At 56.0% G+C, this 25,189-nt stretch carries 24 protein-coding genes and 2 tRNA genes; 15 read left to right on the top strand and 11 right to left on the bottom strand.

The annotated features are described in order from the left end of the window. The 4 genes from RMS95_RS09660 to RMS95_RS09645 are packed head-to-tail and all read left to right on the top strand — an operon-like array spanning position 1 to position 3,965. Positions 1-951 carry a branched-chain amino acid ABC transporter permease gene (locus RMS95_RS09660; RefSeq protein ID WP_310645674.1) on the top strand — a complete coding sequence of 317 codons (951 nt, stop codon included), beginning with the start codon at positions 1-3 and terminating at the stop codon, positions 949-951. Further along, positions 948-1,718 carry an ABC transporter ATP-binding protein gene (locus RMS95_RS09655; protein WP_310645672.1) on the top strand — a complete coding sequence of 257 codons (771 nt, stop codon included), beginning with the start codon at positions 948-950 and terminating at the stop codon, positions 1,716-1,718. Before RMS95_RS09660 ends, RMS95_RS09655 begins: the two co-directional genes overlap by 4 nt. After that, a complete protein-coding gene (locus tag RMS95_RS09650) occupies positions 1,711-2,361 on the top strand; it encodes an ATP-binding cassette domain-containing protein (protein WP_310645670.1) in 651 nt (216 codons plus the stop codon). Before RMS95_RS09655 ends, RMS95_RS09650 begins: the two co-directional genes overlap by 8 nt. Next, complete coding sequence (locus RMS95_RS09645; RefSeq protein WP_310645668.1) at positions 2,361-3,965, top strand: class I adenylate-forming enzyme family protein; 1,605 nt, start codon at positions 2,361-2,363, stop codon at positions 3,963-3,965. Before RMS95_RS09650 ends, RMS95_RS09645 begins: the two co-directional genes overlap by 1 nt. Here RMS95_RS09645 and RMS95_RS09640 read toward each other — a convergent pair. Beyond that, positions 3,962-5,197 carry a VCBS repeat-containing protein gene (locus RMS95_RS09640; protein ID WP_310645666.1) on the bottom strand — a complete coding sequence of 412 codons (1,236 nt, stop codon included), beginning with the start codon at positions 5,195-5,197 and terminating at the stop codon, positions 3,962-3,964. The genes RMS95_RS09645 and RMS95_RS09640 overlap by 4 nt on opposite strands. Before the next feature lie 140 nt (positions 5,198-5,337). Here RMS95_RS09640 and RMS95_RS09635 point away from each other — a divergent pair, with 140 nt between their 5' ends. The 3 genes from RMS95_RS09635 (at position 5,338) to RMS95_RS09625 (ending at position 7,358) form a co-directional block, all read left to right on the top strand. Then, on the top strand, positions 5,338-5,910 hold the full coding sequence (locus RMS95_RS09635; RefSeq protein WP_310645664.1) for a hypothetical protein: 573 nt from the start codon (positions 5,338-5,340) through the stop codon (positions 5,908-5,910). Positions 5,911-5,980: 70 nt separating this feature from the next. Continuing rightward, positions 5,981-6,955, top strand: a complete 975-nt coding sequence (locus tag RMS95_RS09630; protein ID WP_310645663.1) for a hypothetical protein — start codon at positions 5,981-5,983, stop codon at positions 6,953-6,955. 1 nt (position 6,956) lies between these two features. Further along, a complete protein-coding gene (locus RMS95_RS09625; RefSeq protein WP_310645662.1) occupies positions 6,957-7,358 on the top strand; it encodes an RNA-binding S4 domain-containing protein in 402 nt (133 codons plus the stop codon). 108 nt (positions 7,359-7,466) lie between these two features. Here the strand turns inward: RMS95_RS09625 and RMS95_RS09620 are convergent, their stop codons facing one another. From RMS95_RS09620 to RMS95_RS09605, 4 genes are all read right to left on the bottom strand, one after another. Next, the gene (locus RMS95_RS09620) at positions 7,467-8,705 is read right to left on the bottom strand and encodes a serine hydrolase (protein ID WP_310645660.1); all 1,239 of its coding nucleotides are present in this window, start codon (positions 8,703-8,705) and stop codon (positions 7,467-7,469) included. Between the two features lie 245 nt (positions 8,706-8,950). Beyond that, on the bottom strand, positions 8,951-9,589 hold the full coding sequence (locus RMS95_RS09615) for an NAD(P)H-dependent oxidoreductase (protein WP_310645658.1): 639 nt from the start codon (positions 9,587-9,589) through the stop codon (positions 8,951-8,953). A gap of 43 nt (positions 9,590-9,632) precedes the next feature. Continuing rightward, a tRNA-Arg gene (locus RMS95_RS09610) sits at positions 9,633-9,709 on the bottom strand. Positions 9,710-9,748: 39 nt separating this feature from the next. Next, a tRNA-Pro gene (locus RMS95_RS09605) sits at positions 9,749-9,825 on the bottom strand. 95 nt (positions 9,826-9,920) lie between these two features. Here RMS95_RS09605 and RMS95_RS09600 point away from each other — a divergent pair. Next, complete coding sequence (locus RMS95_RS09600; RefSeq protein WP_310645656.1) at positions 9,921-11,462, top strand: benzoate-CoA ligase family protein; 1,542 nt, start codon at positions 9,921-9,923, stop codon at positions 11,460-11,462. A 57-nt stretch (positions 11,463-11,519) separates the two neighbouring features. On the opposite strand, the gene RMS95_RS09595 is transcribed toward RMS95_RS09600, so the two are convergent. Further along, positions 11,520-12,278: an IclR family transcriptional regulator C-terminal domain-containing protein gene (locus RMS95_RS09595; protein ID WP_310645654.1), complete on the bottom strand. Its 759-nt coding sequence runs from the start codon at positions 12,276-12,278 to the stop codon at positions 11,520-11,522. 127 nt (positions 12,279-12,405) lie between these two features. On the opposite strand from RMS95_RS09595, the gene pobA reads away from it, so the two are divergent. From pobA to RMS95_RS09560, 7 genes are all read left to right on the top strand, one after another. Then, entirely contained in the window at positions 12,406-13,590 is a 1,185-nt protein-coding gene (gene pobA, locus RMS95_RS09590) for a 4-hydroxybenzoate 3-monooxygenase (RefSeq protein WP_310645652.1), read from the top strand. A gap of 49 nt (positions 13,591-13,639) precedes the next feature. Further along, on the top strand, positions 13,640-14,560 hold the full coding sequence (locus RMS95_RS09585) for a LysR family transcriptional regulator (RefSeq protein ID WP_310645650.1): 921 nt from the start codon (positions 13,640-13,642) through the stop codon (positions 14,558-14,560). A 73-nt stretch (positions 14,561-14,633) separates the two neighbouring features. Next, the gene (tcuA, locus tag RMS95_RS09580) at positions 14,634-16,052 is read left to right on the top strand and encodes an FAD-dependent tricarballylate dehydrogenase TcuA (protein WP_310645648.1); all 1,419 of its coding nucleotides are present in this window, start codon (positions 14,634-14,636) and stop codon (positions 16,050-16,052) included. Next, positions 16,039-17,211: a tricarballylate utilization 4Fe-4S protein TcuB gene (tcuB, locus tag RMS95_RS09575; protein ID WP_310645646.1), complete on the top strand. Its 1,173-nt coding sequence runs from the start codon at positions 16,039-16,041 to the stop codon at positions 17,209-17,211. The genes tcuA and tcuB overlap by 14 nt, the downstream gene beginning before the upstream one ends. Before the next feature lie 19 nt (positions 17,212-17,230). Next, entirely contained in the window at positions 17,231-18,205 is a 975-nt protein-coding gene (locus RMS95_RS09570; protein WP_405023381.1) for a Bug family tripartite tricarboxylate transporter substrate binding protein, read from the top strand. Between the two features lie 32 nt (positions 18,206-18,237). Next, on the top strand, positions 18,238-19,029 hold the full coding sequence (locus tag RMS95_RS09565; protein WP_310645644.1) for a substrate-binding domain-containing protein: 792 nt from the start codon (positions 18,238-18,240) through the stop codon (positions 19,027-19,029). A 16-nt stretch (positions 19,030-19,045) separates the two neighbouring features. Then, entirely contained in the window at positions 19,046-19,960 is a 915-nt protein-coding gene (locus tag RMS95_RS09560; RefSeq protein ID WP_310645643.1) for a CoA transferase, read from the top strand. A gap of 51 nt (positions 19,961-20,011) precedes the next feature. Here the strand turns inward: RMS95_RS09560 and RMS95_RS09555 are convergent, their stop codons facing one another. From RMS95_RS09555 to rbfA, 5 genes are read right to left on the bottom strand one after another with little or no spacing between them, the layout of a single operon-like run. Beyond that, positions 20,012-21,139: an enoyl-CoA hydratase/isomerase family protein gene (locus RMS95_RS09555; RefSeq protein WP_310645641.1), complete on the bottom strand. Its 1,128-nt coding sequence runs from the start codon at positions 21,137-21,139 to the stop codon at positions 20,012-20,014. After that, positions 21,136-22,035: a DMT family transporter gene (locus RMS95_RS09550; RefSeq protein WP_310645639.1), complete on the bottom strand. Its 900-nt coding sequence runs from the start codon at positions 22,033-22,035 to the stop codon at positions 21,136-21,138. The genes RMS95_RS09555 and RMS95_RS09550 overlap by 4 nt, the downstream gene beginning before the upstream one ends. A gap of 12 nt (positions 22,036-22,047) precedes the next feature. Then, positions 22,048-23,865 carry a translational GTPase TypA gene (gene typA, locus RMS95_RS09545; protein WP_104800085.1) on the bottom strand — a complete coding sequence of 606 codons (1,818 nt, stop codon included), beginning with the start codon at positions 23,863-23,865 and terminating at the stop codon, positions 22,048-22,050. After that, on the bottom strand, positions 23,862-24,812 hold the full coding sequence (gene truB / locus RMS95_RS09540) for a tRNA pseudouridine(55) synthase TruB (protein ID WP_310645637.1): 951 nt from the start codon (positions 24,810-24,812) through the stop codon (positions 23,862-23,864). Before truB ends, typA begins: the two co-directional genes overlap by 4 nt. Before the next feature lie 2 nt (positions 24,813-24,814). Further along, the gene (rbfA, locus tag RMS95_RS09535) at positions 24,815-25,186 is read right to left on the bottom strand and encodes a 30S ribosome-binding factor RbfA (protein ID WP_310645635.1); all 372 of its coding nucleotides are present in this window, start codon (positions 25,184-25,186) and stop codon (positions 24,815-24,817) included. Between the last annotated feature and the right edge of the window lie 3 nt (positions 25,187-25,189).

Here is a 25,189-nt window from a genome sequence, read left to right as displayed (position 1 = left end):
ATGCACCTCTCGATTCGGAATTTAACGCTGTGCATGGTGGTCTGCACAGCAGCCCTGCTGGGCATCGGTTTGGTCCTGCCCAAATGGTTGCTGTTCATGTGCACCATGGCCTTTGCCAACGGCTTGGTGTCATTGGGCATCGTGATCTTGATGCGCGGTGGCGTGGTGGCTTTTGGCCAAGGTTTGATGTCGGCCATTGGGGGTTACACGGCTGCCTTGATTTTTCAAAAGCTGGGCTTCACAGATGGCATCGCGCTCACGGTGTTGGGTGGGCTGGCGGCCACGTTGCTGACGGCGCCATTCGCACCGCTGTTGTCGCGCTACCGTGGCATTTTCTTTTCGATGCTGACCTTGGCGTTGTCCATGGTCGGCTACGGTATTTTGGTGAAGACCGAACGCTTGGGCGGCTCTGACGGATTTAACTTGGGCCGCATCACCCTCGCTGGCCATGCACTGAGCGACGATGGTGTGGGCTACGCGCTGTACGCCCTCGCGGTGTGCTTTGCGGTGGTCATGTCGTACCTGTGCCGCATTTACTTTGACTCAACACGCGGCTTGATCACCCAAGCCATTCGCGACAACGAATTGCGCGTGGAGTATTTGGGCGGCTCTGTGCGCCACACCATGGCACTGAACTTTGTGCTGGCAGCGTTCTTAGGGGGCTGTGGCGGTGCATTGGCCGTCATGGCGCTGGGGCACATCGACCCCACGTTCAGTTATTGGACGACCTCGGGCGAATTTGTATTTGTGGCCATTCTGGCGGGGTCACAAAGCGTGGTCGCCGTCATGCTGGCATCTGTGATTTTGGAAGCGGTGCGCTCGTTCTCGAGTTCCTACTTTCCCAACACTTGGCAGCTGGCATTGGGGCTATTTTTGCTGTTTGTGATTCGATTTTTACCGTTTGGCATTGGCTCGCTTTGGAGCAGCAAGCAACACAAGGAGCGCGCATGACCGCCCCCATCTTGCTGAGTGCGCGGCACTTGCAAAAACAATTTGGTGCGGTGGTTGCCGCGCAAGACCTGTGCATCAACATCCCTGTCGGCCAACGTGTGAGCTTGATCGGCAGCAACGGTGCTGGCAAAACCACCTTTGTGAACATGATCACGGGTTACCTCAAACCCGACAAAGGCACCATTCATTTGGGCGACACAGACATCACGCCCATGTCACCGCGGCAAATCACACGCTTGGGCGTTGCGCGTTCATTCCAAATTCCACAGCTGTACCCCAGCTTGAGCGTGATGGACAACATGCTGGTGGCGATGGCCTGTCACGGCAATCGACTGTCGGTGTGGCGCCCTGCCGCGCAAGCTGAGCACATCGAACGCGGCGCGGCCTTGTTGGAGCGCTTTGAATTGATTCAGCACCGACACCGTCGCGTCAGCGAATTGCCGGGCGGTGTTCGCAAATTGCTCGACATCGCTTTGGCGATGACCGGCTCGCCCAAGCTGTTGCTGCTGGATGAACCCACCAGCGGCGTCTCTGCTGAAGAGAAATTTCCGATGATGGAAACCGTCATGCGCGGGCTTGGGGACGAGCCGCTGACGGCCTTGTTTGTGGAGCACGACATGGACATTGTGCGGCGCCATGCAGACCGCATCATTGCCTTTTACAGCGGCCGCGTGATCGCGGATGACACCCCAGAAAAAGCACTTGCCACCGATGATGTGCGTCGCTACGTCACAGGCGAGTTGCGTCAGGAGGTGGCCCATGCTTGAAGTCGAAGGTCTGCATGTGGCCATTGAGTCAGTCCAGGTGTTGCGTGGCATTAGCCTGCAAGTGCCGCTCGGGAAAATGACGGGATTGGTCGGCCGCAATGGGGCCGGCAAAACCAGTTTAATGCGCAGCGTGATGGGGCACTTGCCCGTTCACCAAGGACGCGTCATGTTCAATGGTCAAGACTTGACCGCCTTGCCGCCCGAAGCACGTGCGAGTTTGGGCATTGGCTATATGCCCGAAGATCGTGGCTTGGTGCCCGAATTGACGGTGGAAGAAAACATTTTGATTCCGCTGTGGGTTTCGCCGCATTTGAACGTCGACCAACGCTTGGCCTTTGTCTACGAAGTGCTGCCCGAGCTCAAAGCCATGTCACAACGCAAGGCGCTTTTGCTGTCGGGCGGTCAACAAAAGTTGGTAGCGCTGGCCCGCGCCCTTGGCATTGGCACCCATTTGTTGATGCTGGACGAGCCGTTTGAAGGCGTGGCCCCTGCCCTGTCCATGCGCTTGAGCGAGGTCATTTCGAGCTTGCGCGGCAACGACTTGTCGGTCTTGATCTCGCAATCGGATTTGAACCACTCCAGCAGTTTGATCGACCAAACCGTGGTGATTGAACGCGGCGCTAACCTCATCGCCCCCCACTGATGCATTGGCCCGCGCAGACATTACCGGCTCAACGCGTTGAAGCTTGGGGGCACGATCGCTTGGTGCGCTGTTTTGTGCAACGTCCCACCTCGTTGTTGAACATGTTGGTGCACGCCAAAGACGTGCACGGACACCGCGATGCGGTCATTTTTGGCGCACAGCGTTGGACCTATGAACAGACGTGGCACGAGGTACAAAAGACCGCACAGGCCCTGCATCAGCTAGGTGTTGCTGCGGGTGACCGTGTGGCTTTGTTCGTCGGCAACCGCCCTGAGTTCATCTTCGTGCTGTTTGCGGTTCAGTACTTGGGGGCCATTGCCGTGCCAGTGGGCACGCGTGAGCAACGTCCGGGCTTGGCCTTCATCTTGAACCAATGCGAGGCCAAAGCGGTGGTGTTTGATGGTGTGCTGGCCGAGCGCATTCCCACCAAAACCGAGGTGCCCAGTCTGCAGGCCCGATTGAGCTTGGACGATGTCCAGGCTGCCGACGTCATCCTGTGGCCCTCTCTGGGTCACGCAGTGAACGACACCAAACTCGCCAGCCACACGGCACAAGGTGCTGACGTGGCCGTCATCCTCTACACATCAGGCACAACGGGCAACCCCAAAGGGGCCATGCTGACCCAGCAAAACATCGCACATTCGGTGATGCACTTTGAGCATGGCATGGGTTTGACCTGTGACGACAAATCGGCCTTGGCCGTACCTGCCAGCCATGTGACCGGGCTGATTGCCATCATCGCCACGATGGTGCATGTGAGCGGCGCGGTGGTGGTGTTGCCTGAGTTCAAAGCGGCATCGTTTTTAGACACAGTAGCCCACGAAAAAATCACGCACACCTTGATGGTGCCGGCCATGTACAACCTGTGCTTGATGTCCCCCAACTTTCAAGCAGCCAAGCTACAAAGTTGGCGCATAGGCGGCTATGGTGGCGCGCCCATGCCGGTGCATGTGATTGAGCAATTGGCGCACGAACTGCCGCAGCTTGACCTGCGTAACGCCTACGGCGCCACCGAAACCACCTCCCCGGTCACGCTGATGCCTGCAGGTGCCAACCGGCTACACGCTGACACTGTCGGTGCCGTGTTGCCTTGCGGTGATGTGCGCGTGATGGACGATGAGGGCTGCGAAGTCCCCGCAGGTGAGACCGGTGAGTTATGGATCAGTGGCCCCATGGTGGTGCCCGGGTATTGGAACAACCCACAAGCCACCGAGCAATCATTCACGGCTGGTTATTGGCACTCGGGCGATTTGGGCTCCGTCGATGCGCAAGGTTTTGTGCGCATTTTTGATCGTAAAAAAGACATGCTCAACCGAGGCGGCTTCAAGATTTATTCAGTCGAAGTTGAAAACTGTCTCACCAGCATTGAGGGCATTTTGGAGGCAGCGATCGTGGGCAAACCGTGCCCCGTCTTGGGTGAGCGGGTGCATGCGTTTGTGTATGCACCGAACGATGCGCCACAAGAAGCTAGCGTCATCGCGCATTGCCGCGCATCGCTGGCCGATTACAAAGTGCCCGAATCGGTCACTTGGTTAGACGCGCCCTTGCCTCGCAACGCAAATGGCAAGGTGCTCAAGCGCTTGCTCAGAACCGAAATCGTTTAAGGCGCGATGTCAAAAGCGCAGCGCTGAGAGCCTACGGCGCAGGCGCCGTCAAACGCCACCAAGCGTCCTGCTGCGTTGATTTTGAATTGCGACAAAAAACCATCTGTCGGGGAGTAAGGATTGCTGGGCAAAGCCAACACCCCGTTGTAGCCACCTTGCAAATTGAGGATCGAATTAGCCCCGCTGATCGCACTTGAACTCTCATACTTCAAGACGATCATTTCAGTCGCGCTTGAAGACGTTTCCACCCCCACGTCTTTGGCCAATACATACAAAGCTTGGCTGCTGTCGGCCACCACGTCATAGAACTTCACCGCCACACCGTTGACGAGCTTGGCTTCAAACATGGCTGAAGCGCCCGTCGATGGGCTGACAAAGAAATGGCCCGGGGAAGTTCTATCGTTCTTCAAATAAATCGCATTTGAATTGGCACCCGCGCCTGTGCCTGCAATGACCAAGTCGGGGTTGGCATTGGCTTGCGGAATCAGAAACACCTTGCGATGCAAGGTCGGAAAACTCTGCCCTCCGCCCCCAGTGGGCACACGTCCGGCGAGATCTTTGGCGAAGCTGTTTGCGCCATTTTTAAGGCCATCGTTCATCACAGCCAGCGTCATGTCGTTGTCGGTCACCACCAAATCAATAGCACCATTGGTATCACCATCGATATTGGCCGCGGCTGCACCCCATGACTGCAACCTGAACGTGGTTTCTTGACGCTCATAAGCAATTTGGCCAGCCTTACTCATGAAGAAAACTTGGCGCATAGACCCAGCCGAACCACCACACGCAACGTACACATCAGGTTTGCCGTCGCCATTGAAATCTGCAGAAATGGCTTGGACCACTTTGGTGCAAATGCTGCGATCGGTCAGCACATCCGTGGTTGCATCTGTCCATGTGCCTGCGTCATTCTTTTTTAAGAAATAGGCTTTGGCTAAACCATTCGCTTGGTTCGCGGCAACGAATGCAGAATATTTACCCTCTTGGAAAAAGTCACCAAACGCCAAGGATTCGGGGACTTGGGTCCACAGCGCAGTGTCAGCGGCCATCAATGGAATTTGCGAAGCATCCAAAATCGCATCATTCTTGTTCTTGTAATCGTAAGAACTCGACAGGGCGACCAACGGCGTAGGCGTGACCTTGGCATCTGGCCCCGCGCTGCCGCCGCCACCGCCGCAGCCCGCCAACATGAGCGTCATCCACACCAACAATCCAGGAAACATGTTTTTCATAATGGTCTTCATCGGTTTGAATTCACTTTACTTGACAATTGCGAGGCCGCTCGCAGTTGCTGATAAAGTTATCCCCGTTGCAACCGATGTATTTCAAATCCATGTTTCAGAAGTTTTGTCTCTCTCTTTGCCTGCTGTGTGTGCTCGGCACCAGTGCGTTTGCACAGGGCAAACCTGAGCTGCAATACAAATCAACACCTGTGCTGGCCAGCAAACCAGCAGAAACATTGGCGCCCCGCGCCATTTTGGCGAGACCGCCTCAGTCAGGCAATGAGCCCATGCTGTTATTGGCGCCCAAAAATCGCCCGATGACAGAACCGATTGCACACACGACCAAACTGGATTACTACGACTGCGATGGCATCGTGGCGCCTTGGTTCCGTGAATTGATCGTGGCAGAGATGAACTACTTTGCCGAGTTGTCGGAGCTGCCCTTCGTCAAAGGTGATGCTTGCGTGGTGAGCATTGGCACCACCAAAAGCTTGACGCCTGGGCGCATCAGCATTCATCTGTACACCAACCTGCAACGCTTGTCGGCTTGTATCCGCAGCGAGCAATGCCCCGTGTTTCGCAGCGTCACTTTGATTCCCAAAGACTTGGTGCTTTACCGCTCGTACTTTTTGTCAGACATGTCACGCAAGTTGATCGCCCAATACTGCGTCACCGACAAAGGCAAGCTTTACAGCGACACCACCTGTTACACAGTGCCTTGATTAATTTGGCGGGCACATTAAAGCCCTCGCCCGCGGTGTCGATCTTCTTAGACCCTAGTTTGCGTTTGTCATGAAGCCCACCACCCGTTTATCTTTTCTGCACCTGCTCATCCTGCTGCTCGGCGCATCAGGCGCTTGGTTCATGCCCGCGTGGGCCAATGAGCCCAAAAAGCCCGTGGTGCCTGAAGTCGAAGTGAAAAAATTCAAATACGCCGACGAACAAGGTGAGACGGGTCGTAGCGGCTACGTGTACAAACGCGCACTACGCCCTAGCGAAGAGGAGCCCAAACCCAAGGTTTGGGAGCCAGCCAAAGACCCTAAGACAGCGCAAAAAGAGGAGCACGGCAAAGCCGATGCCCATGGCGCACCTGATGCCCATGGTGAGAAAAAAGTAGAAAAGAAAGACGACGGCCACGGCGAGCCTAAAAAAGAAGAAAAGAAAAAAGACGACAAAAAAGGGGGGGATGCCCATGGCGCACCTGATGCCCACGGTGGTGGTGGCGGACACGGCGATGCGCACGGCAAAGCCAAAGCCCCAGAACCCACGTTCAGTGCGGTGTATGACCCTGCCGTCATCAAACTCGACGGCATGCACCGCCCACTGACCAAGGCCGTACAAAGCAACACCTACGCAGATTACTTTTTGTGCCGCAAGACCATCACTGACAAATACCGCGACACCGTGCTGGATGAAATCAACACGTTCGCAGACCGCATGGGACTGCCGCGTGCACAAGACACGCCCTGTATGGTGAAAGTGGCGAAGGCCAATACCAAATTACCTGGTGCGATCTATATCGAGTTTTATGTCGACGAGTTAGCAGCCAAAGAATGCATCAAGCTTGGCGAATGCGGCTCGACCCGACTCATGATGCTTTATCCCAAAGACAAAACGGGTAAAAAAAGCAAAGAGATCTATCGCTCGTATGTGATCACCGATGAACGCAAATACCGCAGATCTTCGTTTTGTGTCTCTCCCCAAGGTCAATTGTTGGGTGAAAAAAGCTGCTACGTGGCAGTAAACCCAGACTGGTTGTTCAACTGACATGGACAGCCTTCGCATTGACAAATGGCTTTGGGCGGCTCGGTTTTACAAAACACGCAGTCTCGCCAGCGATGAGGTGAGTAAAAACAGGGTTCAAATCAACGGACAAGACGCCAAACCTTCACGCGAAGTCAAGGTGGGCAACACGGTTTGCATACGCCAAGGTCAGGTCGAAAAAACAGTCGTGGTCAAAGGCATCAGTGCCGTTCGCGGACCAGCCCCCGTGGCGCAATTGCTCTATGAAGAGACACCCGAAAGTCTGGCAAAACGTACCCGCGAAGCCGAACAAAACCGTCTGGCACGTGAACCCGCGCACAGCATTGAACATGGCCGCCCCACCAAACGCGATCGACGTCAAATCGAACACGCTTGGAATGATCGCTGGAGTGCGAGCGCAGACTGAGGAAAAGACACAGGCCCGCCAGCGAGCCTGTTGAATCTAGGCTCTTCGTGTGTCGCTGTTCACGCCCTCGGGCAATTAAGCTGAATTTTTGAAGAGCATGCGTGTGTATTACTTGGGGTCAGACATGAGTTTGTCTGCCAGCGCCTGATACGCAGGCAGTGAGGTGGGGTCATTAAAGGCATTGGCTGCCATAGGGAATGAGGCGTAGCGCGCTATCACCATTTCAGCCTTGGGATCAATGTAGATCGTTTGGCCATGAATCCCCCTCGCTGCAAACGCACCATTTGCGTTGTGCAAAACCCACCACATATTGCGGTAGCTGGCACCTGGCAATGTGGCATAGCCTGCCTTTGTAAAGTGCGCCTTGTCAGCACCACGACGAATGTCATCGACCACAGTTTTGGGAATGATCTGTTGGTCGTTAAATCGACCGTCATTGCGCATCATTTCACCAAAGCGTGCCAAGTCTCGAAGACCTGTGTAGAGCCCACCGCCGGCGAACTCGGTGCCTTCCGTATCAATGGCGATGTAGGCATCTTGCTCCATGCCCAACTTGCTCCAGATACGCTCAGATAGGTTTTCACCCACAGATTTGTTCGTCACACGACGAATCAACCAACCCAAAACGTCGCTGTTCACAGTTTTATAGGCAAAGGCCTGCCCATGTTCACCCTCTGGTTGAACACCCTTTAAAAACTCGTAGAAACTCTTTGGTCCCTGGTAACCTGATGGCCTTGGCAGCACATTGCCAGCTCGGACATGGTCCCAGATTTCAGCTTTCGGATCGGCGTAGTTCTCGCTATATTTGATGCCCGTGGTCATGTCTAGCACTTGGCGCACTGTCGCGTCGCCAAAACCACTGCCCTTGAGTTCTGGAATGTAGTGCTCGACTTTCGTATTGGCATCGAGTTTTCCCTCCGAAAGCAAGACAGCGCCAATCGTGCCAAAAAATGATTTGGTGACCGATTGCGCGGCATGTTGCCCGCTGGGACCTAAGGCGCCGGAATAGCGTTCGTAAACGATACGCCCCTTGTGCAAGACGACGATGCCATCGGTGAAATTGGCCGACAGAGACTGTGCCCATGTCATGGGCGCTGTCTTGCCCAGAGGTACAAAGGTCAAAGCATCAAAATCACTTCGCTCCGCTCTTGGAAGCACAGACGCAGCTGTCGAGCCGCGTGCGATGTTGCTGGTCGCCATCAACTCCCGCCCGTGAGAAAAAGTCCAACGGAATTTGGGAAACGTATAAAAAGAACCATCGGCCCAACGAATCACTTTATCTGGTGGCGGGGGCGATCCAATCATCCACCCGAGCTTGATCGGGTCGGTCTGTTCAGCGGTAGGCATCGTCGCAGTGCCGTTTGCTTGCGCCCAAACTGGACCCACGAGGCCAGCCGTGACGAGTATTGCAATGAAATCTTTCCGAGTGAACACTAAATAGTCTCCTAAAGCTTTATTTGAAAATGTAGGTGAACAAGGCTAGTGCCAAGCACAGGGGAAACCCGCTTCAAAAATCTAACGCACGAACGACAAAGCCCGTTCAGGCAGTGCCTGAACGGGCTTTGTCTTTGAAAGCGCTGAATCGCGGTGGATCAGTTCACTTCAGTGATGAACTCAGCGTTTGGGCGACGCACTTTCTTCAAATTCACCAACCAGTCTTTGTCGGCTTCGCGGTAGCCCAAAGGCAAAATCACCACGCTGCGCAAACCGCGAGCACGCAGTCCCAAAATTTCGTCAACAGCGGCTGGCTCAAAGCCTTCCATGGGGGTGCAATCCACGCCCTCAAAAGCGGCTGACATCATGGCAGCAGCCAAACCGATGTAGGCTTGACGGGCAGCGTGTTGGAAGTTCACCTCGGCATCACGCGCGGGGTAATTGGTCAACAGCATGTTGCGGTAGTTTTCCCAACCTTCGTTGGTGCCGCCGCGCTCCGCATTGGTCAAATCAAACATGTGGTTGATGCGCTCGGCGGTGTAGTTGTCCCAAGCCGCAAACACCAAGAGGTGCGAACAATCGGTCACTTGCTGTTGGCCAAATGCTTTGGGCTTGATTTGCTCCAGCACCGCTTTGTTCTTCACCACGACAATCTCGAAGGGTTGCAAACCACTGGATGTGGGGGCCAAACGTGCGGCCTCCAAGATACGCGCCACTTTGTCTTCGGGCACAACTTTGGCAGCATCGAGTTTTTTAGCGGCATAACGCCATTGAAGCTTTTGAATCAGTTCAGACATGGGAACACTTTCTAAAATTAGGCCGAATTAGCCCATTGAACCGTGGCCTGCCCGACAGGAATCGAACCTGTGACCCACAACTTAGAAGGTTGTTGCTCTATCCAACTGAGCTACGAGCAGACATAAAAAAAGGCTCCCAAAGGGAGCCTTTTTACGAAATGGTCGGGGCGATAGGATTCGAACCTACGACCCTCTGGTCCCAAACCAGATGCGCTACCAGACTGCGCTACGCCCCGATGACATGTATTCTAACCTGAATTTAAGTCGGGGAAACCATGATGCAATATATTGCCGAAAGTCTGTAGAGTTGCAATTTAATGCAGGAGACGCAATGCAACCTATCGTAAACATTCCACGGCAATACAACGCCGCCCAAGCCTTGCTAGAGCGCAACACGCAGCGCGCGGACAAAGTGGCGTTCATCGACGCTGTATCAGGCAACACGCTGACCTTTGGTCAACTTCATGCACAAGCGTACCGCTTTGCCAATGTCTTGCGTTCCCAAGGTTTTGAGCCTGAGAGTCGGTTGATGCTGTGCATGCTCGACACACCGCAGTGGCCCGTGGTGTTTTTGGGATGCATGCTTGCAGGCGTTGTCCCTGTCGCCACCAACACGCTTTTAACGACCAAAGACTTTGATTACATGCTGCGCGACTCACGCGCACGCGGCTTGGTGGTCTCGGGCGCCCTGCTGCCCGCTTTCCAAGAATTGATCGGCCAGTTGCCTGACCTGAAAACCGTGATCGTCGCGGGCTCATCGGACGCGCATCCACACATGTCGCTCGACACGCTCTTAGCCGCTGCATCACCTGACATGTCGTGTGTGAGCACATGTGCCGACGACATGTGTTTTTGGCTTTACTCCAGCGGCTCCACCGGCTCGCCCAAAGGCACCGTGCATTTGCACAGCCACATGGTGCAAACGGCCGAGTTGTATGGGCGTGGCGTGCTGGGTATTCAAGACACCGATGTGGTCTATTCCGCCGCCAAGCTGTTCTTTGCTTACGGCTTGGGCAACGCCTTGACTTTTCCACTTTACGCGGGCGCAACCACGGTGCTACTGCCTGCGCGCCCCACGCCCACGGATGTGTTCGCTATTCTTGAAAAACACCAGCCCACCATCTTTTATGGGGTCCCCACGTTGTATGCCTCATTGATGGCAGACCCCAAACGCCCCAAAAAGTCAGACCTCAATCTGCGTGTGTGCACCAGCGCAGGCGAAGCTTTGCCCGCAGAAATTGGTAAAAAATGGAATGCGGAATATGGCTGCGAAATTTTGGATGGCATCGGCTCCACAGAAATGCTGCACATCTTTTTGAGCAACCGCCCCGGCGAAGTGCGCTACGGCACCACCGGCAAAGCGGTGCCCGGGTACCAACTGCGTATCGTCGGCGACGATGGCCGAATCTGCGGCGATGACGAGTTAGGTGAATTACAAATCAGTGGTCCCAGCGCTGCGCTGATGTACTGGAACAACCGCGAGAAAACCAAAACCACATTTGCAGGTGAATGGACCCGCAGCGGCGACAAATACATCCGCGATGCAGACGGCTACTACACCTACGGCGGACGCAGCGACGACATGCTCAAAGTGGGCGGCATTTACGTGTCGCCCTTTGAAGTCGAGGCCTCGCTGATGACGCATCCCAGCATCCTAGAAGCAGCGGTCGTAGGCATCGCAGACACCGATGAGCTCATCAAGCCCAAAGCCTATGTGGTCCTCAAAGTTGGCGAAAACGTCAGCGCCGAGGACTTGAAGCTCCATGTGAAAGCGCAATTGGCGCCCTACAAGTACCCACGTTGGATTGAGTTTGTCACTGAACTGCCCAAAACGGCGACAGGCAAGATTCAGCGCTTCAAACTACGCGCTTGAGCTCAAGCGCTGACACCAATGCAAGCGCGCATCAAACGGCGCTTGCCTCCCACGCGTTTAGAGCAACGCCCGCAATTCCTGCGCGGCGCCTTGCAGCAGCGGTAAAAAGTTTTGCTGAATTTGCGATGCTTTCATTTCAGCAGCAGACAGCACCACATTTAAAGCCGCCACGGTTTTGCCTTGGGCATTGCGCAACGGCACAGACATAGCGCTGACCCCCAATTCATGCTCTTCGCAACTGATGGCGAAATCATCGGTCTGAACTTGGGCAATGCGGGCGCGAAAAACCTTAGCATCCGTCACGGTATGCCCCGTCAAGCGCGGCAACTCGCGCCCTTTGAGCCATGTATTCAAGGCTGTTTTCGTTTGAGCAGCCAACAGCACACGCCCCGTTGATGTGGCATGCGCTGGCAAACGCGCCCCAAGATGCAAGCCGTAAGCCATGACACGCGCCACATCACTGCGCGCCACGATGACCACCTCTTCATCGTCTAGGACCACGGCAGAAAATGAGTGGGACGACTGCACGGCCAATCGGTTCAGGGTGGGCTGCACCACGCGAGGCAAGCGCGAAGACGCCAAGTAGCTGCCAGAAAACCGCATCACCTTAGAAGCCAGCCAAAAATAGCTGCCATCTGTTTCTAAGTACCCCAAGTGACTGAGTGTGAGCAAATGTCGACGCGCCGCAGCACGGGTGATTCCCGCGCGCTGAGCCGCCAAAGTGGCATTGAGGCGCTGGCGCTCGGTGTCAAAACTCTCCAGAACCGCCATGCCTTTGACCATGCCCTCAATTAAATCTGCTTTTGCAATCGCCATTCAGACTCCTACGCTTTGCGCGATCATCGCACAACCATGCCAATGATCGCACAAGGTTCAATGCAAGACGCCTCATTTGACACAGATCAACCCTATGCTTTGGGCATATCAATTGGGAGACACACACATGCGTACACAAGTAGCCATCATTGGCGCGGGACCCTCGGGTCTTTTGCTCGGTGCTTTGCTTAATAAAGCGGGTATCGACACCATCATTGTGGAGCGTCAAAGCGGTGACTATGTGCTGGGGCGCATCCGCGCTGGCGTGCTGGAGCAAGTCACGGTGGACTTGCTGGACGAAGTTGGCGTCAACCAACGCTTGCACAAAGAGGGCTTGGTGCACGGTGGTTTTGATCTGCTGTTTGCCGGCAAGCGTCACCGCATCGACATGAACCAACTCACCGGCGGCAAAAACGTGGTGGTCTATGGCCAAACCGAGGTCACCCGCGATTTGATGGATGACCGTGCCGCCAAAGGCCTCACCACCATTTACGAAGCCGAGAACGTGCAAGTGCACGACTTTGACAGCGCCAACCCTTCGGTCACTTACACCAAAGATGGCCAAAGCCACACGCTGCATTGCGACTTCATCGCGGGCTGTGATGGTTTCCACGGCCTGTGCCGTGCCAGCGTGCCGGAAGGCTCGATCAAAGAGTACGAAAAGGTTTACCCCTTCGGATGGTTGGGCGTGTTGGCCGATGTGCCGCCGGTCTCGCACGAATTGATTTACGCCAACACCGATCGCGGCTTTGCCCTGTGCTCCATGCGCAGCGCCACACGCAGCCGTTACTACGTGCAAGTGCCCTTGACCGACAAAGTGGAAGCTTGGTCAGACGAACGCTTCTGGGCAGACCTCAAAGACCACCTCGACCCAGAGGCCCGTGAATCCTTGGTGACCGGCCCGTCGATTGAGAAAAGCATTGCCCCCCTGCGCAGCTTTGTTGCAGAGCCCATGCGTTTTGGTCGCATGTTCTTGGCTGGCGACGCAGCACACATCGTGCCGCCCACCGGTGCCAAAGGCCTGAACTTGGCCGCAACCGACGTGAAGTATTTGGGCGACGCCATCACCGAGTACTACGCCGAGAAAAGCCAAGCGGGCATCGACAACTATTCACAACGCTGCCTGCGCCGCATTTGGCGCGCCGAGCGCTTTTCGTGGTGGTTCACCTCGCTCATGCACCAGTTTCCAGAAACTGCTGGGTTTGGTCAAAAAATCCAAGAAGCCGAGCTGGATTACTTGATCCACAGCGAATCCGCCTCTCGCGCGTTGGCTGAAAACTATGTGGGGCTGCCCCTGAACTTTGGGGAATGAGCTACGGCGACTCTCTAAACTAGCGTCAGAGACCTAGGAGAGCGTTTGCGTGAAAATTGATTTTGATGGGATTCAAGCCTTTGTGGTGATTGCAGAGCTGGGCGGCTTCAACAAAGCGGCCGACCAACTGCACATCACCCAAACGGCGCTGACACGGCGCGTTCAAAAACTAGAGGCCTATTTAGGCCTGAAATTGATTGACCGAACCACCCGCCAAGTGGCGCTCTCTGCTGTCGGGCGCGACTTTTTGCCACAAGCGCGCAGCATCGTCAACGACATGACGTCGGCCGTCGAACGCCTCAAAGACATGTCACAGCACGCCAAAGGCAACTTCACCTTGGCCTGCGTACCCAGCATGGCCGCCCACATGCTGCCAGACCTGATCAAGCGCTACGCCGACGTGTGCCCAGACAACCGCATTCGCTTGCTCGATGCCGCGTCGTACGAAGTCCGCGAAGCGGTGTTGCATGGACAAGCAGAAATTGGCATCGCCATCAGCGGCGAAGATCACCCCGAGTTGATCGAAACGCCGCTCTTTGACGACCCGCTGATGTTCATTTGCCGAGACACACATCCGCTGCACAGCCAATCGTCCGTGACGTGGGCCGACATGCGCGATGCCGACTTGATCGTGGTGAGCAACTTCATGGCCACACGCGTGTTCATGAACTACCAACTCGCCAAACACGGCATTCGCTTGAATGGCAACTACGAAGTGCAACACCACGCGACTGCCATCAATTTGGTCGCGGCTGGCGTGGGCTGCGCGATTCTGCCGTCGTCCACCCTGAACGAAGGGGACCGCCCGCATGTGCGAAAAATCCCGCTGACAGGGCCTGTGGTGAAACGCAAGATCGCTTTGTTACGCCGCAAAAACACCAGCCTGTCACCCGCTGCACAGGCCTTTTACGCCCTGATCAACAAAGAGCACCTCAGTTCGCCCAAGTCATTGTTGCGAAAATCAAAATAAAGTTGCCCTATATTGCACTTCTCAGGTGTGCGCTTCAAAGAGAGAATCGCACGCAAAACCTAAAGGAAGAGCAATGCACCCTGATGTGCTGGTAATTGGCGGCGGTAACGCTGCGTTGTGCGCGGCACTGATGGCGGCAGAAGCAGGCGCTCGTGTCTTGATGCTGGAGTCTGCCCCGCGTGAATGGCGCGGTGGTAACTCGGGCCACACCCGTAATTTGCGCTGTATGCACGATGCGCCCCAAGACGTGCTGATCGACGCCTACCCCGAAGAAGAATATTGGCAAGACTTGCTCAAAGTCACGGGCGGTTTGACCAATGAAAAGCTGGCTCGCTTGACCATTCGGGCATCGTCAACCTGCCGCGACTGGATGCGCAGCCACGGTGTGCACTTTCAACCCCCGCTTTCTGGCGCGCTGCATGTGGCACGCACCAACGCTTTTTTCATGGGCGGCGGCAAAGCCTTGGTCAACGCCTACTACCGCAGTGCTGAAAAGCTCGGTGTAGAAATTCGTTACAACGCGACCGTGAATCGTTTAGACATTGAAGACGGGCGCTTTGTCGCAGCCTACATCGGCAATGAACGCATCACGGCTAAGACCTGTGTCTTGGCCGCAGGCGGCTTCGAGTCCAACCGCGAATGGTTGCGTGAGGCTTGGGGACAAAACGAACAAGGCGAATGGCCAGCCGACAACTTCCTCATCCGAGGCACACAATACAACCAAGGCGTGTTGCTAAAACACATGCTGGACCACGGCGCCGACCGCATTGGCGACCCCACCCAAGCCCACATGGTGGCGATTGATGCGCGTGCACCGCTGTATGACGGTGGCATTTGTACCCGCATCGATTGCGTGTCGCTGGGCGTTGTCGTCAACCGCAATGGCGAACGTTTTTACGACGAAGGCGAAGACTTCTGGCCCAAACGCTATGCCATTTGGGGCCGACTGGTAGCCCAGCAACCAGGCCAAATTGGCTACTCCATCATCGATGCCAAGGCGATTGGGCGTTTCATGCCCCCTGTTTTCCCAGGCATCCAAGCGGACACCTTGCCTGAGTTGGCGGCCAAGCTCAACTTGCCCGTCGACACCTTCATGCACACCCTGACTGACTACAACCAAGCCTGCCGTCCGGGTACGTTTGACCACACCACCTTGGACGATTGCCACACCGAAGGTGTGACACCCGCCAAAACACATTGGGCGCGCACCATCGACACAGGGCCGTTCTACGGCTACGCGGTGCGCCCTGGCATCACCTTCACTTACCTAGGCCTCAAAACCGATGGAACCACAGCCGTTCGCTTCAACGATGTGCCCAGCGACAACTTGTTTGTGGCGGGCGAAATGATGTCTGGCAATGTCTTGGGCAAGGGCTACACCGCGGGCGTTGGCATGTCGATTGGCACCGCATTTGGGCGCATCGCTGGCACACAAGCGGCACAAGCCGCCGCTCGCCTGTCGGCACAAGGAGGCGCACATGCAAACGCTTGAAGCCCTGACCCGCGACGCACGCGCCTTGGCCAATGGCGAGGTGGTGCTGTCAACCGCTGAAACAGAAGTGGCACGACAACTGCAAATTTGCAACGCCTGCCGCTACTGCGAAGGTTTTTGCGCCATGTTTCCCGCCATGACGCGGCGGCTCGCCTTTGACAAAGCAGACATCCATTACCTCGCCAATTTGTGCCACAACTGCGGCGCGTGTTTGCACGCGTGCCAATATGCACCCCCTCATGAATTTGCGGTGAATGTGCCGAAATCGATGGCGCAAGTGCGTGGCCAAACCTACGCCGATTACGCGTGGCCCGCCTCGTTGGGCGGTCTGTACAAACGCAATGGCTTGTTTGTCGCGCTGGCGCTGGCTGCAGCGCTGTCGGCGTTTTTGCTGCTGGCCCTGCAGTTCAACGGCACCTTGTTTGCCGCACAGGTCGGCGCCAATTTTTACAGCGTATTTCCGCACAACCTGCTGGTGAGCTTGTTTGCACCCGTCTTTTTGTTTGCAGCATTGGCGCTGGGCATGGGCGTGAGACGTTTTTGGCGTGACATCACCCCTGCCACCAGCGGTGCGCCACTCACCTACCCCGCTGGCGAAGAGGCCACGCAAGCCGTGCTCACCCTGAAGTATTTGGACGGTGGCCACGGCGAAGGTTGCAACAACGAAGACGACGCCTTCAGCCTGTCACGCCAACGTGCCCATCACCTCACCTTCTACGGCTTCATGCTGTGCTTTGCCGCCACCAGTTTGGCCACGGTGTACCACTACGCCTTCGGCTGGCAAGCACCTTATGACTTGCCCAGCTTGCCCAAAATTTTGGGCGCCGTGGGCGGCGTGAGTTTGCTGCTGGGGACCTTGGGTTTGTTAAAACTCAAACTGCAACGCCACCCGTTGCACGGCGATGCCGCACAAAAACCGATGGACTTGGGCTTCATCGCCTTGTTATGCCTGACCAGTGTCACGGGCTTGGCCCTCTGGTTGGCAAGAGGTCACAACGCCATGCCTGCCCTCTTGGCGCTGCACTTGGGCGTCGTGATGGCGTTGTTTGCCACCCTGCCCTATGGCAAATTTGCCCACGGTATTTTCAGAACAGCCGCCTTGCTGCGGTTCGCCGTTGAGAAACGACAACCCAACCGAATCGGTTTGGGTGCCGAGTAATTCAAAAGGACATCCGATCATGAACACACGTCATTTCATTCGCAGCTGCGCTGCATTGGCATTGAGCCTCACTGCCGTTTGCGGCCATGCCCAAGAATTTCCCCCGAAGAAAACCATCACCATGGTGGTCGGTTTTGCGGCGGGCGGTGCGGCAGACACCGCGGCTCGGATCATCGCTAAAAAACTGGGTGAGAACATTGGCGCCTCGGTGGTCATTGACAACCGAGGTGGCGCTGGTGGCAACATCGCACATCAGTTTGCAGCCAACGGCCCAACCGATGGCAGCACCATCCTATTTGGCTCTGTGGGCCCGCTCACCATTGCGCCGCATTTGATGAAGCTGCCTTATGACCCAGTGAAAGACCTCTCCCCCATCACCATGGGCGTGAACTTTCCGAACGTGCTCGTGGTGCATGCAGGCATGGGCATCAAAACGTTTGCCGATTTCATCGCTTACGCCAAAAAGAACCCCGGCAAATTGGACTTTGCCTCCACAGGCCCCGGCTCCGCATCGCACTTGGCTGGCGAATTGATGAACGACATGGCGGGCATCGACACGGTGCACATTCCCTACAAAGGCGGTGCGCCTGCGTTGCAGGATTTACTGGGCGGGCGTGTCGCGTCTTACTACTCCACACTGTCGACCTCGCAGGCCTACATTGAGAATGGCAAACTCATTCCCTTGGCCAGCACGGGGCTACAACGCCTGAAGTCGCTGTCCAAAATTCCAACCATCGCCGAGTCGGGCTACCCTGGGTTCAGTGCAACCAACTGGTATGCCTTCGTCGCCTCCTCCAAAGTACCTACGGCCATCTTGGACCGCTGGAACCAAGAGTTGGTCAAAGTGCTGAAGTCCCCCGATGTGGTGGACCAACTCAACAGCCACGGGCTCACACCGCAGCCCGGTACGCGCGACGAATTGGCCAAATACATCGCCAAAGAAACAGCCACTTGGGGCCGCGTGATTCGTGAACGCAAAATCACCGGCGAATGAAGTTTAAAAATCACCACGACGAGAGACAACACATGACCTTCCTCCAACACATCACCCGACGTGCCACACTACTTGGCATTGGCGTATTTTTACTGGCGTCACAAATCGCCAGTGCCGCAGAAATTCGCGTCATCACCTCTGGCGCTTTCACCGAAGCCTACAAACAACTGATCCCCATTTATGAGCAAGCATCCGGCCACAAAGTGATCAGCGCATTTGGTGCGTCCATTGGCAACGCCCCTGACTCGATACCCAGTCGTTTTGCGCGTGGCGAGAAGTTCGATCTGGTGATCTTGTCCGAAGGCGGCTTGGAGGCCTTGGCCAAAGACGGTAAATTGGTCAAGGGCAGTCGCGTCGATTTGGCACGTTCTCAAATTGGGGCAGCCGTTCGCAAAGGCACGCCTAAGCCCGACATCAGCACCGTAGAGGCATTGAAGAAAACCTTGCTCAACGCCAAATCGATTGCTTACTCAGCCAGTGCAAGTGGCACCTATTTGTCGACCGAGCTGTTTCCTAAATTGGGGGTGGCCGAACAGCTGAAAGACACGGCCAAGAAAATCATGAGCGAGCGCGTGGGTGCCGTGGTTGCAAGAGGCGATGCCGAATTGGGCTTTCAGCAAGTGAGTGAATTGATTTACTTCAAAGAGCTCGACTTCATCGGTACCTTGCCTGAATCGGTGCAACAAACCATCTATTTCTCCTCGGCCTTGGTGGAAGGCTCACAAGAGCAAGAAGCGGCCAAACACTTGGTCCGATTTTTCACCTCGCCGGCGGTGGCCAACATCGTGCGGGCGACAGGATTAGATCCAGCAACGGTGCGTTGACATCGATAATGGCAGCATGACTGCTGCCACACCACTTCTCCAAGCCACCCCACTCAAAGGGGTGCGCGTCTTAACCCTTGCCCTGAATTTGCCAGGTCCCGCGGCGGTCATGCGACTGCAAGCCATGGGCGCCAAATGCACCAAGCTTGAGCCCTTACCCCCTGCTGGCGGTACCACCTCTGACCCGATGGGGCTCTACAAACCCGAAGCCTATGCGGTGATGCACCAAGGGGTGAAGGTGGTTCAGGCTGATTTGAAGACGGAGCGCGGCCAAGCCGCATTGCGCAAACAGCTGGCGCAAACCGATGTACTGATCACCTCGTTTCGCCCTTCGGCTCTGAACAAACTGGGGATGAATTGGGCGGAGTTGCACCGTGCTTACCCGGCCTTGTGCATGGTCAGCATCGTTGGCTCACCCGGCGAACGCGCGGAAGAACCCGGCCATGATTTGACGTATTTGGCCGAGAACCATTTGGTCACAGGTCTCGATTTACCGGCCACTTTGTATGCCGACATGGGCGGCTCGTTGCTCACCACCGAAGCCGTGCTGCAAGCCTTGCTGTTACGACAACGGCCTGGACGTGGTCATGGCAAAGGCGTGTTTCAAGAGATCGCACTCAGCGAGGCGGCGGCCTATTTGGCGCTGCCACGCACGTGGGGCTTAACCACGCCACAAGGCGATGTGGGCGGTGCACACGCCGGCTACAAGGTCTACCCTTGCAAAAACGGGCGTGTGGCCGTGGCGGCGCTAGAGCCGCACTTTGCCGCACGCTTGTGCGAAGCGGCGGGCTTGGGCGCATCTGCTGCAAAACAGATGCACAAAAAATCCACGCATGAAGCACTGGCCGTGTTCTTCATGTCTCAAACACGCCAACAACTCGACCGCTTGGCCACCAGCCAAGACATTCCGCTGCATTCGCTGGCGCGTTAAACCAAGGCAGGGCCGTGCGCGCCAACACAGCGCGCTTTGCCCCCAGAAGGTTTAGCTCAAGTGGCGCAAGGGATGCGCGCTGGTAGGCCAAGGACTTTCAAAAAATGGCAGCACCATGTCGGGTGTGATTTCTTCGATACGGCTCGGTTGCCATTTGGGCTGACGGTCTTTGTCAACGGCTAAAGCGCGAATGCCTTCCACGGTTTCACTGCTCACGCCACGACGCTGCAAATGATCGGTGTTGAAACAATGGCGCACCAAGTCGCGCTCCATGCGCAAGTCGTCGGCCAAGCTCAAGCTTCGGCCACGACGCACCAGTTCTAAAGTGACGTGCAGCATCAAGGGTGAGCGATGACGCAAGGCATCCAAAGTCTGACTCGCCCAATTGCCATCGTTTGCTTGCGTTTGCAGCGCTTGCACCATGTCTGTGATCGTCGGCAAAGAGAACACCGCATCGATGGCGGGGTCTTGCCAAGCGGGCTGTTGAGCAGAGGCTGCTTGCGAGGTGGTCTGCGTTTGCTCACGCAACCACGCCAACATGGCGGCAGCATCGGACCAATTCTTGTCGGACAAGCCTTGCCACAAAGACGGCAGGTCAGCCGACGCGGCGCAGGCATCGGCCAAGCCCACGGTCAAAGCTTCGCCACCGCGCAGCACTTGTCCTGTCAAGGCCAAATACTCGCCCATTGCACCGGCACAACGGCTCAAAAAGTAGCCACCGCCCACATCGGGAAACAAACCAATATGCGTTTCGGGCATGGCCATTTGCGTGCGTTCCGTCACGATGCGCAACGCCGCACCTTGACTCACGCCCATGCCACCGCCCATGACGATGCCATCCATGAAAGCGATGTAGGGTTTGGGGTAGTTGTGAATCAAATGGTTGAGGTTGTATTCCTCAGTGAAAAAGTCTTCCAAACTCGCATCGCCAGACAAGGCGGCTTGGTGAAAGTAACGAATATCGCCGCCTGCACAAAAAGCGCCGAAAGGCCCCTCTTTGTTGCTGCCACGGATGGCGACAGCCCAAACTTGCGGGTCGTTTTGCCACGTTTGCAACGCATGGGTCAACTCACGCACCATGTCCAACGACAAGGCATTCAAAGCCTTGGGACGGTTCAAAGTGATCAGTCCTACGTGGCCGACACAGTGGTGTTGCACGTCTTCGGTATAGAGGTTCATGTCTTTTTATCTCCAGTCGTTAATCGTTGTGTCCACCCAGCGTTGAACAGCAAAGCCAGCAACACCAAGGCGCCACCACTGAGCACTTGCGAACTCGGGACTTCATTCGCACCCAACCAAGCCAAAGCGATGCCAAACAGCACTTCAAGCAAAGCCAGCAAAGAAATTTCGGGGGCTGGCAACACGCGTGCACAGATCACCACCAACACACAGGGCACGGCCAACTGCACCAAACCCAACAAGGCCAACCATGCCACGTCAGACACACTGGCTTGCAGTGGCAATGCCAAAGGCAAGGTGCACAAAGCGGACAGCGCAGCGCCTACCAACACGGCAGGCACCATGTCCATCGATTCACCGCGTGTTTGGGCGTGTTGGACCACACTCCAATTTACCGCCGCCGCCGTGGGCACCAACAAAGCCACCCACGTTCCCCACGGCGATGCATAGGCGCCGGCCCCCGTGGACGGCAGCGCGAACATCCACGCCATGCCAACGCCCGCCAAGACGATGCACCCCCATGTGTGGGGCGCAATGCGTTGCGCGAAGAAAATACGAGCCACCAAGGCCGACAGCAGCGGCCCCACCGCCATGGTGATCAACACCTCGGCCACAGGTGCCAACGTGAGCGCCACCATAAAGGCGGTGAACATCACCGCCCAGCACACCCCACTCAACCACAACACACGCGGGGCGTAAAAAAGCCGAGAGAAAAACTCTCGGCCTTGATAGAGGGGCAAGATCACCAGCAGTGACACTACGGTGAACAAGCTCCGCCAGAACGTGACCTCAAAACTGTGGGCACTTTCTAGCTGGCGTGTGACGATGCCCGCGATGGACCAGAGGGCGGTGACGCCCACCATGGTCCACATTGCACGGGCATGCGTCCAACGCATCAGCTTGGCTGCTTACTTGTTGCGCTTGCGTTCGCTTTCGGTCAAGAAACGCTTACGCAGACGCACGCTCTTCGGTGTGATTTCGACCAACTCGTCGTCCTCGATGAATTCCACACCGTATTCGAGCGTCAAATCAATTGGAGGCGTGATCTTGATCGCATCTTCTTTGCCGGACACGCGGAAGTTGGTCAGCTGCTTGGTACGTGTGGCGTTAACCACCAAGTCGTTGTCACGGCTGTGGATACCCACAATCATGCCTTCGTACACAGGGTCGTTCGCTTTCACGAACATACGGCCGCGGTCGTCCAATTTACCCAAGGCGTAAGTGAAGATTTCACCGTCATCCATGGAGATCAACACACCGTTCTTACGACCACCGATGTCACCCTTGTGTGGCTCGTAGCTGTCGAAAATGTTGGAGATCAAACCGGAACCACGGGTCAAGTTCAAGAACTCGTTGGTGAAACCAATCAGACCACGCGCAGGAATGCGGTATTCCAAGCGAACGCGACCACGGCCATCTGGCTCCATGTTCACGAGTTCACCTTTGCGCTCACCCAAAGCCTGCATGACGCCGCCTTGATGGGTTTCTTCGATGTCAGCCGTCACCATTTCGATAGGCTCATGGCGCACACCGTCGATGTCACGGAACACCACGCGTGGCTTAGACACAGCCAATTCGTAGCCTTCACGGCGCATGTTTTCCAACAAAATGGTCAAGTGCAGTTCGCCGCGACCCATGACTTCGAAGATACCTTCTTCGTCGGTTTCTTTGACGCGCAGAGCCACGTTGTGTTGCAGTTCTTTTTGCAGGCGGTCCCAGATTTGGCGGCTGGTGACGAACTTGCCTTCACGACCGGCCAAGGGGCTGGTGTTCACGCAGAAGTTCATGGTCAATGTTGGCTCGTCCACCTTCAACATGGCCAAAGGTGCTGGATTGGCAACATCGGTCACGGTCACACCGATGTTCAAGTCAGCAATACCGTTGATCAACACGATGTCGCCAGGACCGGCTTCGGTCACTTGCACACGGTCCAAACCTTGGAACTTGAGCACTTGGTTGACACGGCCTTTGATGGCTTTGCCATCTGGGCCTTCCATGACGACCACATCCATTTGGGGCTTGATCGTGCCTTGGCTGATACGGCCCACACCGATACGACCCACGAAAGTCGAAAAGTCGAGCGCAGAAATTTGCAATTGCAAAGGTGCGGCAGGGTCACCCTTTTGGGCAGGCACGTGCTTCAACACGGTGTTGAACAGGGCCGACATGTCGGGACCCCACTGTTCGCCGGGTGTGCCTTCTTCCAAAGACGTCCAGCCGTTGATACCTGAAGCGTAGACCACAGGGAAATCGAGTTGTTCGTCGGTCGCACCGAGTTTGTCAAACAAGTCAAACGCGGCGTTGACCACGAAGTCAGGACGCGCACCAGGCTTGTCCACTTTGTTCACCACCAAAATTGGGCGCAGACCCAAGGCCAAAGCCTTCTTGGTCACGAAACGCGTTTGAGGCATGGGGCCTTCTTGCGCATCAATCAACAACACCACACCGTCCACCATGGACAAAGCACGTTCGACTTCACCACCGAAGTCCGCGTGACCTGGGGTGTCAACGATGTTGATGTGGGTACCTTCCCAGCTCACGGCACAGTTCTTGGCCAAGATGGTGATGCCGCGCTCGCGTTCGATGGCGTTGTTGTCCATCACGGTGTCGACCACTTTTTCGTGATCGGCGAAGGTGCCGGATTGACGCAGCAACTGGTCAACCATGGTGGTTTTGCCATGGTCAACGTGGGCGATGATGGCGATGTTACGGATTTGTTTACTCATGCTTGACACTCCAATATTGATTGAATTTCGATCGGGCTCAACAAGCGCCCGGGAATCAGTTCACCAGCCGTGACGTGCGCAGTACCCAACAGGGTATGCGGCGTCTGGCCGTACACAGCCATGTGCGCACTGTCGGGCCAAGAGCCACGGCGGCGCACACCGCTTAAGAATCTGCCCGCATCTTCTGGGGGCAAGGTGACGGGGGTATGACCGTCGAGCAACGCATCGACGGGCAACAGGCGCGCTTCACGCGCTTGTTCGGTAAGGGCTTCTAATTCAGCCACAGTGATGCACTGACTGGCCACAAAAGGACCGGTGACAGTACGGCGCAAGGCGCTCAAATGCGCACAGGTGCGCAAGGCAATGGCGATGTCTTCGCCCAAAGTACGGATGTAGGTGCCTTTGCTGCAAGTGACCTCGATCTTCAAACGGCGACGGCCATTCTCAGGTTCAATCTCTTCGAGCTTCAGCGCTTGAATCGTGACCTGACGCGCATCGCGTTCAACCTCAATGCCTGCGCGTGCGTAGTCATATAAGGCTTTGCCATCTTTTTTCAAGGCACTGTACATCGGTGGTACTTGGCTGATTGGCCCTGTGAATTGAGCTTGCACAGCGCGCAATTGCTCGGGCGTGAAATCCACAGGCTTTTCAAGAACAACGTCACCTTCGAGGTCGCCGGTGCTGGTTTGAATCCCCAGCACAGCAATGGCTTCGTAGGACTTGTCCGCATCCAAATGTAACTGACTGAATTTGGTCGCTGCGCCAAAGCACAAGGGCAAGACGCCTGTAGCCAAAGGATCCAAGGTGCCTGTATGACCCGCTTTTTCGGCGCGCAACAACCACTTCGCCTTTTGCAAGGCGTCGTTGCTGGAGAGTCCGTAGGGTTTATCAAGCAACAACACCCCGTGTACAGGGCGACGCTGCACCCTGGTGCGGGGCGCATTCATGCTCAATCGTCCTTTGCTTTGGAGGCGACCGCCTTGGCAATCAAGGCGTTCATGTCCGAGGCTCGCTCAGGCGTGCGGTCGTACACGAAATGCAAGGTGGGTACCGTGTGAATGTGCAAGCGCTTGAACAAACCATTGCGCAAGAAACCTGCAGCTTGGTTCAAGCCCTCGCCTGTTTTCACGGGATCACCGGTCAGGACGCTGAAATGCACTTTGGCATGGGCGTAATCGGGCGTGACTTCCACGCCTTGCAACGTGACCATGCCCACGCGCGGGTCTTTCAACTCGCGCGCGATCAACTCGGCCAGATCGCGTTGGATCTGGTCGGCCACTTGGTAGCTGCGGTTGGGGGTGCTGCTCGGTTTACGTGCCATACA

The organism is Limnohabitans sp., from assembly GCF_031539175.1.
GTDB lineage: Bacteria > Pseudomonadota > Gammaproteobacteria > Burkholderiales > Burkholderiaceae_C > Limnohabitans.
Note: the sequence above shows the minus strand (reverse complement) of the source record. Positions and strands in the feature narration are given on the sequence as shown.

Bases quoted from the DNA above. Each gene is read 5' to 3' on its own strand.
- RMS95_RS09660 (WP_310645674.1), top strand. From the start codon at position 1: ATGCACCTCTCGATTCGGAATTTAACGCTGTGCATGGTGGTCTGCACA.
- RMS95_RS09655 (WP_310645672.1), top strand. From the start codon at position 948: ATGACCGCCCCCATCTTGCTGAGTGCGCGGCACTTGCAAAAACAATTT.
- RMS95_RS09650 (WP_310645670.1), top strand. From the start codon at position 1,711: ATGCTTGAAGTCGAAGGTCTGCATGTGGCCATTGAGTCAGTCCAGGTG.
- RMS95_RS09645 (WP_310645668.1), top strand. From the start codon at position 2,361: ATGCATTGGCCCGCGCAGACATTACCGGCTCAACGCGTTGAAGCTTGG.
- RMS95_RS09640 (WP_310645666.1), bottom strand. From the start codon at position 5,197: ATGAAAAACATGTTTCCTGGATTGTTGGTGTGGATGACGCTCATGTTG.
- RMS95_RS09630 (WP_310645663.1), top strand. From the start codon at position 5,981: ATGAAGCCCACCACCCGTTTATCTTTTCTGCACCTGCTCATCCTGCTG.
- RMS95_RS09625 (WP_310645662.1), top strand. From the start codon at position 6,957: ATGGACAGCCTTCGCATTGACAAATGGCTTTGGGCGGCTCGGTTTTAC.
- RMS95_RS09620 (WP_310645660.1), bottom strand. From the start codon at position 8,705: ATGCCTACCGCTGAACAGACCGACCCGATCAAGCTCGGGTGGATGATT.
- RMS95_RS09615 (WP_310645658.1), bottom strand. From the start codon at position 9,589: ATGTCTGAACTGATTCAAAAGCTTCAATGGCGTTATGCCGCTAAAAAA.
- RMS95_RS09600 (WP_310645656.1), top strand. From the start codon at position 9,921: ATGCAACCTATCGTAAACATTCCACGGCAATACAACGCCGCCCAAGCC.
- RMS95_RS09595 (WP_310645654.1), bottom strand. From the start codon at position 12,278: ATGGCGATTGCAAAAGCAGATTTAATTGAGGGCATGGTCAAAGGCATG.
- pobA (WP_310645652.1), top strand. From the start codon at position 12,406: ATGCGTACACAAGTAGCCATCATTGGCGCGGGACCCTCGGGTCTTTTG.
- tcuA (WP_310645648.1), top strand. From the start codon at position 14,634: ATGCACCCTGATGTGCTGGTAATTGGCGGCGGTAACGCTGCGTTGTGC.
- tcuB (WP_310645646.1), top strand. From the start codon at position 16,039: ATGCAAACGCTTGAAGCCCTGACCCGCGACGCACGCGCCTTGGCCAAT.
- RMS95_RS09570 (WP_405023381.1), top strand. From the start codon at position 17,231: ATGAACACACGTCATTTCATTCGCAGCTGCGCTGCATTGGCATTGAGC.
- RMS95_RS09565 (WP_310645644.1), top strand. From the start codon at position 18,238: ATGACCTTCCTCCAACACATCACCCGACGTGCCACACTACTTGGCATT.
- RMS95_RS09560 (WP_310645643.1), top strand. From the start codon at position 19,046: ATGACTGCTGCCACACCACTTCTCCAAGCCACCCCACTCAAAGGGGTG.
- RMS95_RS09555 (WP_310645641.1), bottom strand. From the start codon at position 21,139: ATGAACCTCTATACCGAAGACGTGCAACACCACTGTGTCGGCCACGTA.
- RMS95_RS09550 (WP_310645639.1), bottom strand. From the start codon at position 22,035: ATGCGTTGGACGCATGCCCGTGCAATGTGGACCATGGTGGGCGTCACC.
- typA (WP_104800085.1), bottom strand. From the start codon at position 23,865: ATGAGTAAACAAATCCGTAACATCGCCATCATCGCCCACGTTGACCAT.
- truB (WP_310645637.1), bottom strand. From the start codon at position 24,812: ATGAATGCGCCCCGCACCAGGGTGCAGCGTCGCCCTGTACACGGGGTG.
- rbfA (WP_310645635.1), bottom strand. From the start codon at position 25,186: ATGGCACGTAAACCGAGCAGCACCCCCAACCGCAGCTACCAAGTGGCC.